The 17,131-nt window shown below is 71.1% G+C and carries 15 protein-coding genes and 1 riboswitch; of the genes, 4 read left to right on the top strand and 11 right to left on the bottom strand.

Features of this window, described 5'->3' with window-relative positions; all coding sequences use genetic code 11:
* Positions 1 to 7 precede the first annotated feature (7 nt).
* From JOD60_RS15385 to ribD, 6 genes are all read right to left on the bottom strand, one after another.
* Complete coding sequence (locus tag JOD60_RS15385) at positions 8 to 1,402, bottom strand: MFS transporter (RefSeq protein WP_076691482.1); 1,395 nt, start codon at positions 1,400 to 1,402, stop codon at positions 8 to 10.
* 246 nt (positions 1,403 to 1,648) lie between these two features.
* Positions 1,649 to 1,999: a Fe-S protein gene (locus JOD60_RS15380; protein ID WP_076691481.1), complete on the bottom strand. Its 351-nt coding sequence runs from the start codon at positions 1,997 to 1,999 to the stop codon at positions 1,649 to 1,651.
* A gap of 197 nt (positions 2,000 to 2,196) precedes the next feature.
* Positions 2,197 to 2,670 (bottom strand): 6,7-dimethyl-8-ribityllumazine synthase, encoded by a 474-nt coding sequence (ribH, locus tag JOD60_RS15375; protein ID WP_076691480.1) that lies wholly within the window; start codon positions 2,668 to 2,670, stop codon positions 2,197 to 2,199.
* Positions 2,667 to 3,947 (bottom strand): bifunctional 3,4-dihydroxy-2-butanone-4-phosphate synthase/GTP cyclohydrolase II, encoded by a 1,281-nt coding sequence (locus JOD60_RS15370; RefSeq protein ID WP_076691479.1) that lies wholly within the window; start codon positions 3,945 to 3,947, stop codon positions 2,667 to 2,669. Before JOD60_RS15370 ends, ribH begins: the two co-directional genes overlap by 4 nt.
* Positions 3,944 to 4,585, bottom strand: coding sequence for a riboflavin synthase (locus JOD60_RS15365; protein WP_076691478.1), 642 nt, complete (start codon positions 4,583 to 4,585; stop codon positions 3,944 to 3,946). Before JOD60_RS15365 ends, JOD60_RS15370 begins: the two co-directional genes overlap by 4 nt.
* A gap of 1 nt (position 4,586) precedes the next feature.
* On the bottom strand, positions 4,587 to 5,621 hold the full coding sequence (gene ribD / locus JOD60_RS15360; protein WP_076691477.1) for a bifunctional diaminohydroxyphosphoribosylaminopyrimidine deaminase/5-amino-6-(5-phosphoribosylamino)uracil reductase RibD: 1,035 nt from the start codon (positions 5,619 to 5,621) through the stop codon (positions 4,587 to 4,589).
* Between the two features lie 79 nt (positions 5,622 to 5,700).
* Positions 5,701 to 5,856: riboswitch (FMN riboswitch) on the bottom strand.
* A gap of 155 nt (positions 5,857 to 6,011) precedes the next feature.
* Between ribD and JOD60_RS15355 the strand changes: the two genes are divergently transcribed.
* Together JOD60_RS15355 and glpK are read left to right on the top strand one after the other, a co-directional pair.
* Positions 6,012 to 7,763, top strand: a complete 1,752-nt coding sequence (locus tag JOD60_RS15355; protein WP_076691476.1) for a glycerol-3-phosphate dehydrogenase/oxidase — start codon at positions 6,012 to 6,014, stop codon at positions 7,761 to 7,763.
* Between the two features lie 33 nt (positions 7,764 to 7,796).
* Complete coding sequence (gene glpK / locus JOD60_RS15350) at positions 7,797 to 9,350, top strand: glycerol kinase GlpK (protein ID WP_076691475.1); 1,554 nt, start codon at positions 7,797 to 7,799, stop codon at positions 9,348 to 9,350.
* A 58-nt stretch (positions 9,351 to 9,408) separates the two neighbouring features.
* Here the strand turns inward: glpK and JOD60_RS15345 are convergent, their stop codons facing one another.
* Positions 9,409 to 10,287, bottom strand: coding sequence for an Fpg/Nei family DNA glycosylase (locus JOD60_RS15345; RefSeq protein ID WP_076691474.1), 879 nt, complete (start codon positions 10,285 to 10,287; stop codon positions 9,409 to 9,411).
* A 33-nt stretch (positions 10,288 to 10,320) separates the two neighbouring features.
* Positions 10,321 to 10,890, bottom strand: a complete 570-nt coding sequence (locus JOD60_RS15340) for a GNAT family N-acetyltransferase (RefSeq protein ID WP_076691473.1) — start codon at positions 10,888 to 10,890, stop codon at positions 10,321 to 10,323.
* Positions 10,891 to 11,488: 598 nt separating this feature from the next.
* Here JOD60_RS15340 and JOD60_RS15335 point away from each other — a divergent pair.
* Complete coding sequence (locus JOD60_RS15335) at positions 11,489 to 12,712, top strand: IS256 family transposase (protein ID WP_076688550.1); 1,224 nt, start codon at positions 11,489 to 11,491, stop codon at positions 12,710 to 12,712.
* A gap of 137 nt (positions 12,713 to 12,849) precedes the next feature.
* Complete coding sequence (locus JOD60_RS15330) at positions 12,850 to 13,695, top strand: endonuclease domain-containing protein (RefSeq protein WP_076691472.1); 846 nt, start codon at positions 12,850 to 12,852, stop codon at positions 13,693 to 13,695.
* A 152-nt stretch (positions 13,696 to 13,847) separates the two neighbouring features.
* Here JOD60_RS15330 and trpS read toward each other — a convergent pair whose 3' ends face one another.
* The 3 genes from trpS to JOD60_RS15315 form a co-directional block, all read right to left on the bottom strand.
* Positions 13,848 to 14,852 (bottom strand): tryptophan--tRNA ligase, encoded by a 1,005-nt coding sequence (trpS, locus tag JOD60_RS15325; protein WP_076691471.1) that lies wholly within the window; start codon positions 14,850 to 14,852, stop codon positions 13,848 to 13,850.
* Between the two features lie 117 nt (positions 14,853 to 14,969).
* Positions 14,970 to 15,815 (bottom strand): exodeoxyribonuclease III, encoded by an 846-nt coding sequence (locus JOD60_RS15320; RefSeq protein WP_076691470.1) that lies wholly within the window; start codon positions 15,813 to 15,815, stop codon positions 14,970 to 14,972.
* Between the two features lie 40 nt (positions 15,816 to 15,855).
* Positions 15,856 to 17,016, bottom strand: coding sequence for a YihY/virulence factor BrkB family protein (locus tag JOD60_RS15315; protein WP_076691469.1), 1,161 nt, complete (start codon positions 17,014 to 17,016; stop codon positions 15,856 to 15,858).
* Between the last annotated feature and the right edge of the window lie 115 nt (positions 17,017 to 17,131).

Raw genomic sequence — 17,131 nt, 5'->3', positions numbered from 1 at the left:
TCGGTGATTACAGCGAGGCGGTCTCGCCGAGCCCGATGTTGGTGTCGTAGTCGACGTCCTTCGTCTCCTTCGACAGCCACAGCGCGATGAGCGTGAGGACCGCCGAGCCGGTGAGGTAGACGCCGACGAGCCACGGCGATCCGCCGGCGGCAGCCCACAGCGCCGTCGCGACGATGGGCGCGAGCGCTGCGCCGAGGATCGACGACACGTTGTACGAGACGGCCGAGCCGGTGTAGCGGACGTTCGTCGGGAAGAGCTCCGGCAGGAGCGCCCCCATCGGGCCGAACGTCGCGCCCATGAGCATGAAGCCGAACACGAGGAACGCCTGCGTGAGCGCGCCGGTGAACTTCGGGTCGGCCTGCGGCAGCAGGAACACGTTGAACAGCAGGCCGAACACACCGATGCCGACCGTGATCCAGATGAGCAGCTTCCGGCGTCCGACGGAGTCGGCGACGGGGCCCGAGAGCAGCGTGAAGATGCCGAAGAACACGACGCCGACGATCTGCATGATGACGAAGTCGGTGTAGCCGAACCCGAGGCCGGGCACGGGGGCATCCGCCGCCTTCGTGCCGTACGCGAGGGTGAAGCTCGTCATGAGGTAGAACAGCACGTACGTCGCCAGCATGATGAACGTGCCGAGGATGAGGTTCTTCCAGTTGCTGCGGATGACCTCGCCCAGCGGGAAGCGGCGCAGCGCGCCCTTCTTCTCGGCGGCCGAGAAGGTCTCCGACTCGACGAGCTTCAGCCGCACCCACAGACCGACGATGACCATGACGGCCGAGAAGAGGAACGGCACGCGCCATCCCCACGCGAGGAAGGCCTCGGACTGCAGGCCCGCGCCGTCCGGGTGCGGCAGCGCGAAGTAGATCACGAGGAACACCGTGTTGGCGATGATGAAGCCGATCGGGGCGCCCAGCTGCGGGAACGTGCCGTACCAGGCGCGCTTGCCCTTCGGGGCGTTCTCGGTGGCCACGAGCGCCGCGCCCGACCACTCCCCGCCGAGGGCGAAGCCCTGGAACAGGCGCAGGATCAACAGCAGCAGCGCCGCCCACCAGCCGATGTCGTGGAAGGTCGGGAGGCAGCCGATGAGGAAGGTCGCGACGCCCATCGTGAGCAATGACCCGACGAGGGTCGCCTTGCGACCGAAGCGGTCACCGAAGTGGCCGAAGATGACGGCGCCGATCGGGCGGGCGACCATCGCGGCGCCGAAGACGGCGAACGACGACAGCAGCGACGTGGTGTCGTTGCCGGTCGGGAAGAACAGGACGGGGAAGACGAGGACAGCGGCGGTCGCGTAGACGTAGAAGTCGTAGAACTCGATCGTCGTGCCGATGAGGCTCGCGGTGATGACGCGCGAGCGGGGGTTGGCGGGGGCGGTGGGAGCCGCGGATGCTGTGGACATAGGGGGAGGGGCTGCCTGTCGATGAATCGTCGAGGGTCCTCGTGGGACGCGCCGGTGGGCGGCGTCCGGGGCAGGGGTTGTGCGACGGGCGCCACGGCTGTGGGGGCACCGGGGGCGCCGGCGGTGTCCCGGCGCACAACCGTCTACTCTACGCCCGCGACGGGGGCGCCGGCGGCGTCGGGGTGACGCCGGGGTGGCGATGAGCGGCGCCGGGGTGGCGCGGTTGCGGCGCCGGGGTGGCGCTGTTCAGCGCCACAGCACCGCGAGTGCCGCGTTCAGCAGGGTCAGGATGCCGATGAGCCAGAAGATCGCGGGAGCCACCGTGCCGCTCTTGCGCTGACGTGCCGAGCCGATGCCGAGCAGGGCGCCGATGATGAGCAGCACGACGAGCTTCACACCGATCTTGGTGTAGTTCAGGTCGTACGAGATCCCCCACGGCGCGGCCAGCGCGAGGCCCGCGACGGCGGCGATGACCATGCCCAGCGTCTGCAGACGCGTGATGCGCCGCTGGCCGACGGCTTCGACGACCCACGCCCCGAACAGGATCGCGAATCCGACGAGGTGGACGAGCAGGACGGCGTGGCGCAGGATCTCCATGCCTTCAGCCTACCTGATGGTGACCGAGACGGCGAGACGGCGGTGGCGGATGCCGAGACGCGGTCTGTGCACCGAGACACGGGTGCACCGCCGTGGTCTCGGTGCACGATCCGTGTCTCGCTGTGGGCCCGGCCGGCCGCCGTACGGGGTCAGGCGCGCAGGCGGGGGCCGGTCGGGCGGCGGACGCCGTGACGGGGTCAGGCGCGCAGGCGGCGAAGGAGCAGGGCGGTGCGCAGGGCCGCGTCGGCGGCCTCGGCGCCCTTGTCCTCCTTCGAGCCGGCGAGCCCGGCGCGGTCGAGGCCCTGCTGCTCGTCGTCGAGGGTCAGCACGCCGAAGCCGACCGGCTTGCCGGTGTCGAGAGCCACCCGGGTGAGGCCATCGGTGGCGGCGGAGGAGACGAACTCGAAGTGCGGCGTGCCGCCGCGGATGATGACACCGAGGGCCACGACGGCGTCGGCGCCGGCATCCAGCGCCGCCTTCGCGGCGACGGGCAGCTCGAACGACCCCGGCACGCGCTCGAGCCGCCACGAAGCGCCGGAGGCGTCGAGCACGCGCTGCGCGCCGGCGATGAGGCCGTCGGTGATCACGTCGTGCCACGAGCCCGCGACGACGACGACCTGCAGGCCGGCGGCGTCGATCGGCTCGGTCTGGGGGGCTCCGTGGCCGCTCATGCGTGCTCCTCCGGGTGGGTGCTGTGGGCGAGGGCTTCCTCGAGTTCGTCGGCGCCGATGATGTGGCCCATGCGGTCGCGCTTGGTGGCCAGGTACTGGTGGTTGTTCGCGCCGACGCCGACCAGCAGCGGCACCTGCTCGACGATGTCGAGGCCGAGCGATCGCAGCTGGGCGACCTTGTCGGTGTTGTTGGTGAGCAGGCGCAGCTTGTCGACGCCGAGGTCGGCGAGGATGCCGGCCGCCGCCGCGTAGTCGCGGGCATCCGCCGGGAGGCCCAGGGCCAGGTTCGCGTCGACGGTGTCCAGGCCCCGCTCCTGCAGGCTGTAGGCCCGCAGCTTGTTGATGAGCCCGATGCCGCGGCCCTCGTGCCCGCGCATGTAGACGACGACGCCGCCGTCCTGCTCGATGGCGTCCAGCGCGGCGTCCAGCTGCGGACCGCACTCGCACTTGAGCGACCCGAAGGCCTCGCCGGTGAGGCACTCCGAGTGCACCCGCACGAGCGGCGCCTCCTCGGTGAGATCGCCCGAGACGACGGCGATGTGGTCGGTGCCGGTCACGCGGTCCTTGTACGCGAGGAACCGGAAGGTGCCGTGCGAGGTCGGCACCTGCGCCTCGGCGCGCAGGCTCACGCGGCGGCGCGGCGCGTGCTCGGAGGTCGCCGCCGCGGGGGCCTGACCGTCCAGGTGCGCGATGAGCTGCTCGATCGTGATGACCGGGATGCCCTCGCGCTCGCCCATCTCGAGCAGCCCCGGCATCCGCATCATCGAGCCGTCTTCCGCGACGACCTCGCCGATCGCGGCGACCGGCTGCAGGCCCGCGAGCTTCATGAGCTCGACGCCCGCCTCGGTGTGCCCGGCGCGCTCGCGCACGCCGCCGTCGACGGCGCGGAGCGGCAGGATGTGTCCCGGTCGGATGACCGAGGAGGGGGTGGATGCCGGGTCGGCCAGCACGTTCAGGGTGTGCGACCGGTCGGCGGCGCTGATGCCCGTGGAGACGCGGTCGGCGGCATCCACACTCACGGTGTACGCGGTGCCGCGGGAGTCCTCGTTGACGGCGACCATCGGCGGCAGGTCGAGCCGATCGGCCCATTCGGCGGGCATGGGCGCGCACAGGAATCCGCTGGACCAGCGGATGGTCCACGCGAGCCACTCGGGCGTCGCGAGCTCGGCGGACAGGATGATGTCGCCCTCGTTCTCTCGGTTCTCATCGTCCGCGACGATGACGGGCCGCCCGGCGCGCAGTGCGTCGAGGGCGTCGGGGATGGTGGAAAGGCTCATCGGGAGCCTCCTTCGGTGGTGGGGGTCTGCGGGGCGGTGAAGGCGAGCAGTCGCTGCACGTGGCGCGCGAGGATGTCGGTCTCGAGGTTCACGCGGTCGCCGACCGTGCGGGCGCCGAGGGTCGTGACCTGGAGGGTCTCGGGGATGAGCGACACCTCGAACCACGGGTCGGCCTCGTCGGCGGCGGACACCGCGCTGACGGTGAGGGAGACGCCCTCGACCGTGATCGAGCCCTTGTCCACGACGAGGGGAGCAAGCTCACGCGGCATCCGGAACCGGATCACCTGCCACTGCGCACCGGGCCGCACCTCGAGCACCTCGCCGGTGCCGTCGACGTGCCCCTGCACGATGTGGCCGCCGAGCCGGGTGTGCGTCGCGACGGCGCGTTCGAGGTTGACCGGGGATCCCGGCGTCAGCGCGCCGAGCGTCGACATGTCCAGCGACTGGCGCATGACGTCGGCGGTGAACCAGTCCTCGCCCTGGTCGACGACGGTGAGGCACACGCCGCTGACGGCGATCGAGTCGCCCTGGTGCGCGTCGGAGACGACGAGCGGTCCCTGCACGGTGAGGCGGACCCCGTCGCCCGAGGGCGCGACGGCGGTGACGGTGCCGCGTTCTTCGATGATTCCGGTGAACATGTCAGGGTGTCCCTTCCGGGGTGGCGACGACGAGGAGATCCTCGCCCAGTCGCTCGATCGTGGTGATGGTCAGGCGCCGCTGGTCGGTGATCGTCGCGACGCCGAGGTCGCCGGTCGCCAGGCGCGGGCCGCCGAGCAGGGTCGGCGCGAGGTAGACGAGCAGTTCGTCGGCGAGGCCGGCGCGGACGAACGACGACGCCAGGGTCGGTCCGCCTTCGACGAACACGCGGTGGGCGCCGAGCTCCCGCAGTCGGTCGAGCAGATCGGGCAGGTCATCGCCCTCGTCCTGCAGGAACGGCAGCGGATGCCGTCGGATCCGCGCTTCCTGCGGCGTCGCCCGCGTGCCGATGACGACCGGGCGCGGCTGGTGCTCGTAGAGCGTCCCGTCCGGCCGGCGCGCGGTCAGCGCTGGGTCGTCGGCGAGGAGGGTCCCGGTGCCCACGACGATCGCGTCGGCGTCGCTGCGACGGCGGTGCACGTCGGCGCGTGCGTCCGGTCCGGTGATCCACTGGCTGGTGCCGTCGGATGCCGCGGCGCGCCCGTCGAGTGACTGCGCCCACTTGACGGTGACGTGCGGGCGCCCGAGGCGCTGGACGGTGAGCCACGAGTCGAGCAGCTCCTCGCCCTCCGCAGCGAGGACACCGCCAACGACGTCGACGCCAGCGCTGCGCAAGCGCTCCGCGCCACCCGCCGACAGAGCGCCGGGATCGGCGACGGCGTAGACGACGCGCGCGACGCCGGCGGCGATGAGCGCTTCGCTGCACGGCCCCGTGCGCCCCGTGTGGTTGCATGGCTCGAGGGTGACCACGGCGGTCGCGCCGACCGCGGCATCCGCCCCCTTCTCCTCGGCCAGCCGGGTCAGCGCGTCGACCTCGGCGTGCGCCGTGCCGGCGCCGCGGTGCCAGCCCTCGGCCAGGGTCTCGCCGGTGGGGGACAGCAGGACGGCGCCGACCTGCGGATTGACTCCGCGGGGGCCGCGACGGGCGAGGAGCAGCGCCTGGCGCATCGCCTGCGCTTCGCGATCTGTCGCGGCCATCGGGTCGTCCTCCGTCGAGGCTCCGGGGGCGCGGATGCGCGGGAGAATTCACCGGCGGCGCCCATCGCGGGACGTCGTCGTGTGCTGCCTCCCATCCGGACTAGCGCGCGCCTCCCTGGGGAGGAACGTCGCATCACCGTCGGTTCCGGATTTCCACCGGATCAACCCTCGACCAAGGTCTCAGGCTCGCGGACTGTCACCGCCGGTTCGGATTCTCACCGACCCCGGAGCACGTTTCTGCTCACGATCCTACTCAACGCGCCCGAGCCGGTTTCATTCCGTGACGCCCGGGTCCGCACGAGACGCGTGAATGATCCCGAATCGCGCGGATGGAGAGCCTTTTGCGCTTCGCGCACCTGCGGGCGCCTAGCCTGGAGTCGGGAGAGCATCATGACCGACACTGCACGCCGAACGACCCAGACCCTCGCGGAGCGCCCCTACGCGGACGTGCTGATCATCGGCGGCGGCATCAACGGGCTCGCGACGCTGCGCGACCTGGCGCTGCAGGGCGTCGATGTCGCCCTCGTCGAGCGGGGCGATTTCGTCAGTGGGGCATCGGCGGCGTCGAGCCACATGATCCACGGCGGCATCCGCTACCTGGAGAACGGCGAGTTCCGGCTCGTGCACGAAGCGGTGACCGAGCGCAACGCCCTGCTGAAGACCGCGCCGCACTACGTCCGCCCGCTGCAGACGACGATCCCGATCTACTCGACGTTCTCGGGCGTGCTCTCGGCGCCGTTGCGCTTCCTGCGTCACAGTGCGGGACAGCACCGCGAGCGCGGCGCCGCGCTCATCAAGATCGGCCTCGTGATCTACGACTCCTTCTCCCGCGGCGGCGGACTGCTCGGCAAGGGCACGGTGCCGCGCCACGCGTTCCACGGTCGCAAGAGGTCGCTCGAGCAGCTGCCGCAGCTGAACCCGGGCGTGCGGTACACCGCGACGTACTGGGACGCCTCCCTGCGCGACCCGGAGCGTCTGGCGCTCGACGTCCTCCGCGACGGCCTCGCCGCCGGCGGCGACCGCGCCCGCGCCGCCAACTACACCGAGGCCGTCGGCGCGGACGGGGGCAAGGTGACGCTGCGCGACGGCGTCACCGGCGAGGAGTTCGCGTTCACGGCATCCGTCGTCGTCAATGCCTCCGGGCCGTGGACCGACCTCACCAACCTCGCCCTCGGCGACCCGACCCACTACATGGGCGGCACGAAGGGATCGCACATCGTGCTCGAGCACGAGGAGCTGCTGGCGGCCACCGGCGGGTGTGAGCTGTTCTTCGAACACTCCGACGGCCGCATCGTGCTCATCTATCCGCTGAAGGGCCGCGTGCTCGTGGGCACCACCGACCTCGAGCACGACATGCGCGAGCCCATCGTGTGCACCGAGGCCGAGATCGACTACTTCTTCGAGCTCATCGCGCACGTCTTCCCGGGCATCGCCGTCGACCGTTCGCAGATCGTCTACCGCTTCGCGGGCGTGCGCCCGCTGCCGGGCCACGGCGACCTCGCCCCCGGATTCGTCTCGCGCGACTATCGCATCGAGGCCGAGCGGCTGCCCGGCGCCGACGCGCCCACCGTGCTGAGCCTCGTCGGGGGCAAGTGGACGACGTTCCGCGCGTCGGCGGCGCACCTCACCGACCGCGTCCTGGAGTTGCTGGCGCGCCCGCGCCTGCGCAGCACGAAGGGGCTGCCGATCGGCGGCGGTGCGGGCTTCCCGACCTCCGAGCGAGCGCGACGGCAGTGGGTCGCCGCGCACGCCGATCGGGTCGGGTTCGACCGTGCCGCCGTGCTGCTCGACCGCTACGGCACGGGAGCCGCCGAGGTCATCGCCGCGATCGGCGACGACGACACGCCGCTGCGCACCGTGCCGAGCTACAGCCGCGACGAGCTGCGCCACCTCGCCGCCACCGAGCTCGTCGTGCACCTGGCCGACGTTCTCCTGCGCCGCACCGCGATCGCGTTCCTCGGGGCGGCGACCCGCGAGGCGGCCGTCGAGGTCGCCGAGGTGATCGCCCCCGTGCTCGGGTGGGATGCCGGTGCCCAGGCCGCCGAGGTCGACCAGGCCCTGGCCGCCGTGCACGCGGCCGACCCCGCGTCCGGTCCCGCGACCGCGCCCGCCGACGCGGGCGCGCCGAGCCCGGCGCGGTAGCGTGAGAGGCAGGCAGCTCGAGGAGGAGACGACGTGCCAGACCATGTGATCGCGCTCGATCAGGGGACCACGTCCACCCGGGCGATCGTGTTCGACCGCACCGGTGCGAGCGTCGGCTCCGCCCAGCAGGAGCACCAGCAGATCTTCCCCCGTGCCGGCCGGGTCGAGCACGACGCCGCCGAGATCTGGCAGAACACGCGGCACGTCCTCGAGGCGGCGCTGGAATCGTCGGGTCAGGATGCCGCGGCCATCGCCGCGGTGGGCGTCACCAACCAGCGTGAGACCGTGATCGTCTGGGACCGTCGCACCGGGGAGCCGGTGCACAACGCCCTGGTCTGGCAGGACACCCGCACCCAGCCGCGCATCGACCGTCTCATCGCGCAGCGCGGCGTCGACGCCTTCGCCGAACAGACCGGTCTGCCGCTGGCCACCTACTTCTCGGCGTCGAAGATCGCCTGGATCCTCGACAACGTCGAGGGTGCCCGCGAGCGGGCCGCACAGGGCGAGCTGCTGTTCGGCACCCCCGACACCTGGGTCGTCTGGAATCTGACCGGCGGGGCGGACGGCGGCATCCACATCACCGACGTCACCAACGCCAGCCGCACTCTGCTGATGGACCTGCGGACCCTCGACTGGGCCGACGAGCTGCTCGAGGTGTGGAACATCCCGCGGGCGATGCTGCCGGAGATCCGCTCCTCCTCCGAGGTGTTCGGCGAGGTGCGCGAGCCGGCGGCGCTGGCGGGCGTGCCGATCGCGGGGATCCTCGGTGACCAGCAGGCGGCGACGTTCGGTCAGACCGCGTTCGACGCGGGGGAGTCGAAGAACACCTACGGCACCGGCAACTTCCTGCTGGTCGGCACCGGCACCGAGATCGTCCGCTCGCGCGCCGGACTCATCACCACCGTCGCCTATCGCTGCGGCGACGAGCCGCCCCGGTACGCCCTGGAGGGCTCGATCGCCGTCACCGGCTCGCTCATCCAGTGGCTGCGCGACAACCTCGGCATCATCGGCTCCTCGGAAGAGGTCGAGGAACTCGCGGCATCCGTCGACGACAACGGCGGCGCCTACTTCGTGCCCGCCTTCTCCGGACTGTTCGCGCCGTACTGGCGGCCCGAGGCGCGCGGCACCCTCGTGGGGCTCACGCGCTACGTGACGAAGGCGCACATCGCCCGCTCCGCGCTGGAGGCGACGGCCTTCCAGAGCCGGGACGTCATCGAGGCCGTCGTCGCCGACGCCGGGCGCCCCCTGACCGAACTGCGCGTAGACGGCGGCATGACGCGCAACGACCTGCTCATGCAGTTCCAGGCCGACATCCTCGGGATCCCCGTCGTGCGGCCGAAGGTCGTCGAGACGACGGCGCTCGGCGCGGCGTATGCGGCGGGACTCGCCGTCGGACTCTGGTCGGGGCTGGACGAGCTGCGCGGGCACTGGCAGGAGGATGTGCGCTTCGAGCCCCGCATGGGCGCCGACGAGCGCACTCGCCGCTATCGGCAGTGGAAGAAGGCGGTCGGCAAGTCGATCGACTGGGTGGATGACGACGCCCGCATCCTCATGGGCACCGAGGATCCGCCTCCGGTGGTCGAGTAGCCGGAGCGCCAGCGGAGGCGTACCGAGACCAGCCCGCCCTCGGGAACCGGGCGCGCAGCTACTTCAACAGGCGGCTCAGCCGCCGGTCGGCGAGGAGCTTCCCGCCGGTCTGACATGTCGGGCAGTACTCCAGCGAATTGTCGGCGAAGAAGACGCTGCGCACCTCGTCCCCGCACACCGGGCAGGCCTGCCCGCGCCGGCCGTGCACCGCCATGCCGCGGCGTTTGGCGTCCTTGAGGTCTGCCGGAGGCTTGCCAGATGCCGCGGCCACGGCATCCGTGAGCGTCGCCCGCATGGCGTCGTAGAGGTGGGTCACCTCGCCATCGTCGAGACTCGCCGCCAGCGCGTACGGCGACATCCGCGCCGCATGCAGGATCTCGTCGGAGTAGGCGTTGCCGATCCCCGCGATGATCGATTGGTCGCGCAGGACGCCCTTGATCTGCGTGCGGCGGCCGGCGAGCAGCTGCGCGAACTGGTCGCGGGTGAAGGTCGGATCGAGCGGATCGGGGCCGAGCCGGGCGATGCCGGGCACGTCCTGCGGGTCGCGCACGGCGTAGCAGGCCAGAGACTTCTTCGTCCCGGCCTCGGTGAGGTCGAATCCGGAGCCGTCGCCGAAGCCGACACGCAGCGCGATCGGCGTCTTGCCCGGGCGGATGACCGTGGCGGGAAGCTGGTCGTACCAGCGCAGCCAGCCGGCCTTGGCGAGGTGGAAGACGAGGTGGATGCCGGCATCCGCCCCCTGGCTCGACGTCGCCAGGTCGACGAACTTGCCGCGCCGACTCGCGCCGACCCCGGTGGTGCCGGTGAGCGCGTCGATCGGCGGGTCGTAGGTCTTCAGGACGGCGATGCTGGCGACGGTGACCTTCGTGATCTCCAGGCCCGCCGCCCGCCCCGCGAGGAAGTCGACGAGCCCCTGCACCTCCGGCATCTCGGGCATGCCCTCATCCTGTCACGGGGCTCCGACAGCGCGTCAGGGGGTGGCGGGATCCGGCCACGGCTGCGGAGTGCGGTCGTCGTCGGCGAGCAGCCCGGCGACGAGGCCGTCGGCGCGGGCGCCGGCGCCGTTGACCAGCGCGGACCGCAGCCGACCCTCGTACCGGAAGCCCAACCGCTGCGCCACGCGATGCGACGCGGGATTGCCGACCACCGCGCGCCACTCGACGCGCGCCAGGCCGAGCCCCTCGGGGGAGAAGCCCCAGTCGATCACGGCGCGAGCCGCCTCCCCGACGAGCCCCCGCCCGCGCGCCGCCGGCGCCATCCAGTACCCGAGCTCTCCGGAGCCCTTGCCGAGACCGTGAAGCCCGATCATCCCCGCGAGCGTCCCGTCGTGGCGCACCGCCCAGGTGGTTTCCGTCCCGGCATCCCACCATTCGGCGGCTTTCGCGACGAACCCCTCGGCGTGCGACTTCTCGTACGGTGACGGCACCGTCGTGAAGCGCTGGATCAGCTCATCCTGGCAGGCCTCGAAGATCGCCTCGACGTCGCTGTCGCGCGGCGGCGAGAGCTCCAGCCGCGCGGTCCGCAGGGTCACCGGTTCCATCCCCCGACCCTATCCGCCCCTGCCCTTCGCCCCCTGCCCGTGCCCCTGCCCGTGCCCGTGCCCTTCGCCCCCGCCCCGTGCCCGCGCCTGTGCCCTTCGCCCCCGCCCCGTGCCTGCCTGTGCGCAACGCCTGTGCTGTGCCCGTGTGCCTAACTCAGTCTCCCTGCGCTCCGCAGAGCGGGCGCACCGCGCCGTGGCGCGGACTCTGCGGTGAGGGCAGCGCGGGCGGACTGAGTTATGCCCGCGGGCGAGGCCGCCCCACGCCGCGCCGCCCCTGTCCCTGCGCCTCCCGGTGCCCGCGCCTGTGCGCAACGCCTGTGCGTGCGCCCGTGTGCCTAACTCAGTCTCCCTGCGCTCCCCACCGCGGGCGCGCCGCGCTGTGACGCCGTCTGTGCGGTGGGGGCAGCGCGGGCGGACTGAGTTGCGCCCGCGGCGACTGCCCCACGACGCGTCGCCGCCTCCTCCACAATCGGGGGTGACGTCCCCTGGGGTGGTGGGTTTTCCGGCAGGGTCGTCGGCGTCGTAGACGTTGGTGAGCCATCGTGCGATGGTCAGTGAGTACCGATCAAAGTCACTCACAGGAAGACACAAACGCACGATGGCTCTTAACCAGTCTGCCCTCCTCGAGCTCCTCGGGGAACTGAAACTCACCGATGTCACCGACCGGATCCGAGTCGCGACCGAGACGCTCTATCAGGAGCTGATCGACGCGGAAGCGGCGGCGTTCATCGGCGCCGCCCCGTATGAGCGCACCGAGGGCCGCGTCGCGGTCCGCAACGGCTCCAGGCCCCGCACCCTGTCGACGACAGCCGGGGATCTGGAGCTGCGGATCCCGAAGCTGCGGGCCGGGTCCTTCTTCCCGTCGCTGCTGGAACGCCGCCGGAGGGTCGATCAGGCGTTGTTCGCGGTCGTGATGGAGGCCTACGTCCACGGCGTCTCGACCCGCAAGGTCGACGACCTCGTCAAGGCGCTGGGCGCGGACACCGGCATCTCCAAGTCGGAGGTGTCGCGGATCTGCGGCAACCTCGACGAGGACGTCGCGGCGTTCCGGGACCGGCCCCTCGCCGACAGCGCCTACCCGTACGTGTTCCTCGACGCGACCTATTGCAAGGCCCGGGTCGGCCGGCGGGTGGTCTCGCAGGCGGTCGTCGTTGCCGTGGGAGTCGCGGCCGACGGGCGGCGGGAGGTGCTCGGCTTCGAGGTCGGAGACACCGAGTCGCAGCCGTTCTGGACCACGTTCCTGCGCTCGTTGAAGGCGCGTGGGCTGGACGGGGTGAAGCTCGTGATCAGCGACGCGCACACCGGGCTGATCGCAGCGATCGAGACCGTGTTCGTCGGCTCCGCCTGGCAACGCTGCCGAGTGCATTTCATGCGGAACGTGCTCGCCAACGTCCCGAAGACGGCTGGCCCGATGGTCGCGTCGATCATCCGCACGATCTTCGCGCAGCCGGACACGGAGCACGTGTTCGCGCAGTTCCACGAGGTCGTCCGCATGCTCGCCAGGTCGCATCCGAAGGTCGCGGACATGCTCGAGGACGCCAAGAACGACATCCTCGCGTTCTGCGGATTCCCGCAGCAGCACTGGCGGCAGATCTGGTCCACGAACCCGCTCGAACGCGTCAACAAGGAGATCAAACGCCGCACCGACGTCGTCGGAACCTTCCCCAACCCCGCCGCGCTACTGCGCCTGGCCGGGCACGTCCTCATCGAGCAACACGACGAATGGGACGGCGCCGACCGCCGCTACTTCAGCGAACACTCCATGAAGCTCCTGCAAGTCGAAGCAGAGGAGGTCGCGATCCCCGAACTCGCTGCGGCATAATCACAGAAGCTGACCCGCACGGTGTCGAGAAACTCCACCAACCAGCGGGACGTCACCCAATCGGGAGATTTCGCGAGCTGTCCACAATTCGGCCCGGCCGCCATCCGCGACGCACGCGGACCGGTGAGTGTCGAGCCATGTGGGACATATGGACGCGGGCAGAACTGCTCGCCACGGGGATGACGAAGCGGGCGCTGGCAGCCGCTGTACAGCAGGGCGAGCTGGTGCGCGCACGGCGCGACAACTATTTGAGTCGGGACGCGCCGCCGTCCCTCATCCAGGCAGTACGTGTCGGCGGACGCCTCGGCTGCCTGTCGCTGCTCGCGGTGCTCGGCGTCTTCGTGTTCGAGGACACCGGTCTTCACGTGCACATGGAGCGCGGCGACAGCCGGATGCGGTCGGCCGAGTCTCGGCGTCGCCCTCTGCCCGGCCGCGCGGGGCGGAAGCGTCTCGTGCTCCATTGGCATCGGTTCATCGCAGAGCCGGGGCGAGGAACGGTGGCCGTCATCGACGCCCTCGTGCAGGCCGTGCGGTGCCAGCAGCCGCGGCACGCGATCGCGACGCTCGACAGTGCCGTGCAGAAGCGGGTCATTGCGCGGGAACAGTTGGCGGAGGTATTCGCCGCGCTCCCGCAGCGCTTCGCCGTGCTGCGGGAGCTCGTCGATGAGCGCGCGCAGTCGGGTCCCGAGACCCTGGTGCGACTGATGCTTGCGAGGCTCGGCTGCGATGTCGACCTCCAGGTCTTCTTCGCGGGGGTCGGATACGTCGACCTGCTGGTCGATGGCTGGCTCGTCATCGAGTGCGACAGCAGGCTCCACCACGGCAGCTGGACGCAGCAGCTGAAGGACTACCGCAGAGACCGCGCGCTGGCGAAGCTCGGCTACTGCGTGCTGCGGCTCGCGGCCGAGGACACCCTCTACGACGAGGATGAGGTCTTCGCCACTCTGCGCACGCTCATGCACTCGCCGAGATGGCGCCGCTGACGGGCGTAACTCAGTCTGCGCCGCGCGCAGCGCGCGGTCGCCTGGCGGAAAGTCGCGGGTAGGCGCGCAGGTGCGGCCGAAGGAGACTGAGTTACGCCCGCGGACAGCTCCCCACCGGTCGGGGCGGGCAGCCCGAACCGGGATCCCCGGGCTCAGCTGCGGCGCAGCAGCCCGACCCGGTCGTACACGTCGGCGAGCGTCGCGTCGGCGACCTCGGCGGCGCGGTCGGCGTTGGCCGCGAGCACCCGGTCGAGTTCGGCCGGGTCATCCAGCAGCTCGAGCGCGCGCTGACGCACGGGGCCGAACTCGTTCACGACGACCTCGGCGAGCCCCTTCTTGAAGTCGCCGTAGCCACGTCCGGCGTACTCGTCCTCGATGGCCGGGATCTGCCGCCCCGTCAGCGCCGCGTAGATCACCAGCAGGTTCGACACCCCGGGCTTGTTCTCGCGGTCGTAGCGCACCGCGCCCTCGCTGTCGGTGACAGCGCGCATGATCTTCTTCGCCGAGACGGCAGGGTCATCCAGCAACCACAGCACACCGGCGTCCGACTCGGCGGACTTGCTCATCTTCGCCGTCGGGTTCTGCAGGTCGTAGATCCGCGCAGTCTCCTTCTGGATGACCGGCATCGGCACGGTGAACGCGGTGCCGTAGCGCGAGTTGAACCGCTCGGCGAGGTCGCGGGTCAGCTCGACGTGCTGCTTCTGGTCGTCGCCGACCGGCACGATGTCGGTCTGGTACAGCAAGATGTCGGCGGCCATGAGCACCGGGTAGGTGAACAGGCCCACGTTCGTCGCGTCGGCGCCGTACCGGGCGGACTTGTCCTTGAACTGCGTCATGCGGCCGGCCTCGCCGAACCCGGTGATCGTCGACAGGACCCACGCGAGCTCGGCGTGCGCGCGCACGTGCGACTGGACATAGAGCGTGGACTTGGACGGCTCGATCCCGGCCGCGATGTACTGCGCCGCGGTGCGGCGGGTCTTCTCGCGCAACTCCGCCGGGTCGTTCGGCTGCGTCAGCGCGTGCAGGTCGACCACGGAGAAGAACGCCTCGTACGCCTCTTGCAGGTCACGCCACTGGAGCAGAGCACCGATGTAGTTGCCGACCTGGAGGGAGTCGGCGGAGGGCTGCATTCCGGAGTAGAGGCGGGGCCTGGTCATCCCTCAAGTCTATTGACCGGATGCCGGGCGTTTCGTCTCGCTGCGCTCGCTCAACGACCGGGTGCTGCGCTCGCTCAACGACCGGGTGCTGCGCTCGCTCAACGACCGGATGCCGGGTCAGAACGCGTAGTCGGCCACCACGGGCGCGTGATCGCTCCAGCGGGTGTCCCACGACGGTGCCCGCACGACCCGGTAGTCCACGACGCGCTCGGCCATCGACGGGGTCGCGAGGTGGTAGTCGATGCGCCAGCCGGTGTCGGTGTCGAACGCCTTGCCGCGGTTGGACCACCACGAGTACGGTCCGTCGACCTCACCCGCCCAGCGCCGCCCGACATCCACCCAGCCGAGCCCCGTGCCGCGGGTGCCGTCGACGCAGGTGACCTCGGTGCCCGCCGGCCCGGTGAACCGGTCGAAGTAGGCACGCTCGCGGGGGAGGAACCCGGCCTTCTTCACGTTGCCCTTCCAGTTGCGGATGTCGAGTTCGCGGTGCCCGACATTGAGGTCGCCCGTGATCACGGCCAGCGGGCCGAGCTGCGGCATCCGCGCTTCCATTGCGTCGAGGAACGCGTACTTGGCGACCTGCTTGTCGGTGTCGGCCTCGCCGGTGAACACGTAGGCGCTGACGACCGTGACCGGAACCCCCTCGACGTCGAGGTCGGCCTCGACCCAGCGCCCGCGCGAGTCGAGCGTGTCGTCGCCGAGCTCGATCCGCCAGATGTCGATCGGCTCGCGCGCCGCGATCGCGACGCCGGCGCGGCCTTTGGCGAGCGCTTCGTCGTTCACGACATGCCAGCCGGGCAGCGCGTCGGCGAGGTGTGCGGACTCGCCGCGCACCTCCTGCAGCGTGAGGACATCGACCGCCGATGCATCCAGCCACTCGCCCATGCCCTTGCGGACGGCGGCGCGGATGCCGTTGACGTTGACGGAGGCGATGCGAAGGCGGCGGGGGGTTCCAGAAGGCACCCGACCACCCTAGCCAGCCCCGCCGACACGGTACCCGGTGTCAGTCCAGAAGTCCCCGCCGCGGCGGCGGAGGAGGGGCGGACGCCTGGACTCGGGCGAGCTCGTCCTCGGCGCGCCGTACGTCTGCCCGCGCCGTCCACGCCTGCCACCAGGCGGCATGGGCGCGTGCGTCGCGGGCGTCGCGCAGCCGCACCTGCGCCGCCAGCAGCAGCGCCTGATACTCGGCGCGCCGGCGGTCGTCCTCGCTCTGCTCGATGATCGGGACGTCGGCATCCGTCGCGGTCAACGCGACCCACGAGGCGGCGACGAGGATCACGATCCCCACGAGGCGGAACCACAGCAGGAACCCGATGACGACGGAGAATGTCGCCAGCAGTGGATTGGACGGCGAGTAGTACAGCAGGAGGCCGGCACCGAACTGCAGCACGATCATCGCGCCGCCGCCGAGGGCGGCGCCGGGCAGGATCAGCCGCCACTGCAGCGATGTGCCGGTGAGGAAGCGGATGAGGCCGGCGAGGGCGGCCGTGTTCAGCGCGAAGGCGACGAGGATCGAGGCGATGCGGCTGACGATCCACACCCAGCCCGACGAGCCCTCGAGCCCCAGCAGGTCGAAGATCAGCTCCACGGCGCCGCCGGCGATCCACGAGAGGGCGGCGCCGAGCACCAGGGCGAGCCCGAACAGCGCCGCGGCGACGAAGTCGCGCGCCTTCAGCAGCACGTAGTTGCGGGAGTCGAACGGCAGGCCGAAGATGTCGCGCACCGCGCGGCGCGTGAAGGTGACGAAGCCGATCGCGGTCCACAGCGCGACGAGGAACGCCACGGCACCGGTGATGGCCAGGACGCTCGCGGACTGCTGCGCGATCGCCGCGACATCGGCGCGTGTGACCAGCCCCTGCCCCGGCGCCTCGCCGATGATGCCCGGGATGTAGGAGTTGACGATCGAGATCAGGGCGTCGATCGCGGGCTGACTGCCGCCGAGCCACACGCCGACGATCGCGAACGCCGTATACAGCACGGCGAAGATCGCGAACAGCGACTGATAGCTGATGGCGGCGGACAGCAGGAATCCGTTGTGCTGCAGGAACTGCCGCCACACGCGGATGGGGAACCAGGCGAGCGTCCGCCGCGTGATCGCGGTGGCCCGCTCGATGGGCTCGTCGAACCGCTCCCGCAGTTCATCGCGCCACCGGTCGTTGCTCACGGCTCACACCCTATCGAGGGCGACGTTGCGGTCATCGATCCGGTGCGCGCGGTACCCGGGCCAGGTCCGGGCGGGATCCGGGCGGGATCCGCCCCGGATCCGCCCGGGACCAGAG

It is taken from the genome of Microbacterium aurum (assembly GCF_016907815.1).
GTDB classification, from domain to species: Bacteria; Actinomycetota; Actinomycetes; order Actinomycetales; family Microbacteriaceae; genus Microbacterium; species Microbacterium aurum.
This window is presented reverse-complemented; position numbering and strand designations above follow the sequence as displayed.

Bases quoted from the DNA above. Each gene is read 5' to 3' on its own strand.
- JOD60_RS15385 (WP_076691482.1), bottom strand. From the start codon at position 1,402: ATGTCCACAGCATCCGCGGCTCCCACCGCCCCCGCCAACCCCCGCTCG.
- JOD60_RS15380 (WP_076691481.1), bottom strand. From the start codon at position 1,999: ATGGAGATCCTGCGCCACGCCGTCCTGCTCGTCCACCTCGTCGGATTC.
- ribH (WP_076691480.1), bottom strand. From the start codon at position 2,670: ATGAGCGGCCACGGAGCCCCCCAGACCGAGCCGATCGACGCCGCCGGC.
- JOD60_RS15370 (WP_076691479.1), bottom strand. From the start codon at position 3,947: ATGAGCCTTTCCACCATCCCCGACGCCCTCGACGCACTGCGCGCCGGG.
- JOD60_RS15365 (WP_076691478.1), bottom strand. From the start codon at position 4,585: ATGTTCACCGGAATCATCGAAGAACGCGGCACCGTCACCGCCGTCGCG.
- ribD (WP_076691477.1), bottom strand. From the start codon at position 5,621: ATGGCCGCGACAGATCGCGAAGCGCAGGCGATGCGCCAGGCGCTGCTC.
- JOD60_RS15355 (WP_076691476.1), top strand. From the start codon at position 6,012: ATGACCGACACTGCACGCCGAACGACCCAGACCCTCGCGGAGCGCCCC.
- JOD60_RS15345 (WP_076691474.1), bottom strand. From the start codon at position 10,287: ATGCCCGAGATGCCGGAGGTGCAGGGGCTCGTCGACTTCCTCGCGGGG.
- JOD60_RS15340 (WP_076691473.1), bottom strand. From the start codon at position 10,890: ATGGAACCGGTGACCCTGCGGACCGCGCGGCTGGAGCTCTCGCCGCCG.
- JOD60_RS15335 (WP_076688550.1), top strand. From the start codon at position 11,489: ATGGCTCTTAACCAGTCTGCCCTCCTCGAGCTCCTCGGGGAACTGAAA.
- JOD60_RS15330 (WP_076691472.1), top strand. From the start codon at position 12,850: ATGTGGGACATATGGACGCGGGCAGAACTGCTCGCCACGGGGATGACG.
- trpS (WP_076691471.1), bottom strand. From the start codon at position 14,852: ATGACCAGGCCCCGCCTCTACTCCGGAATGCAGCCCTCCGCCGACTCC.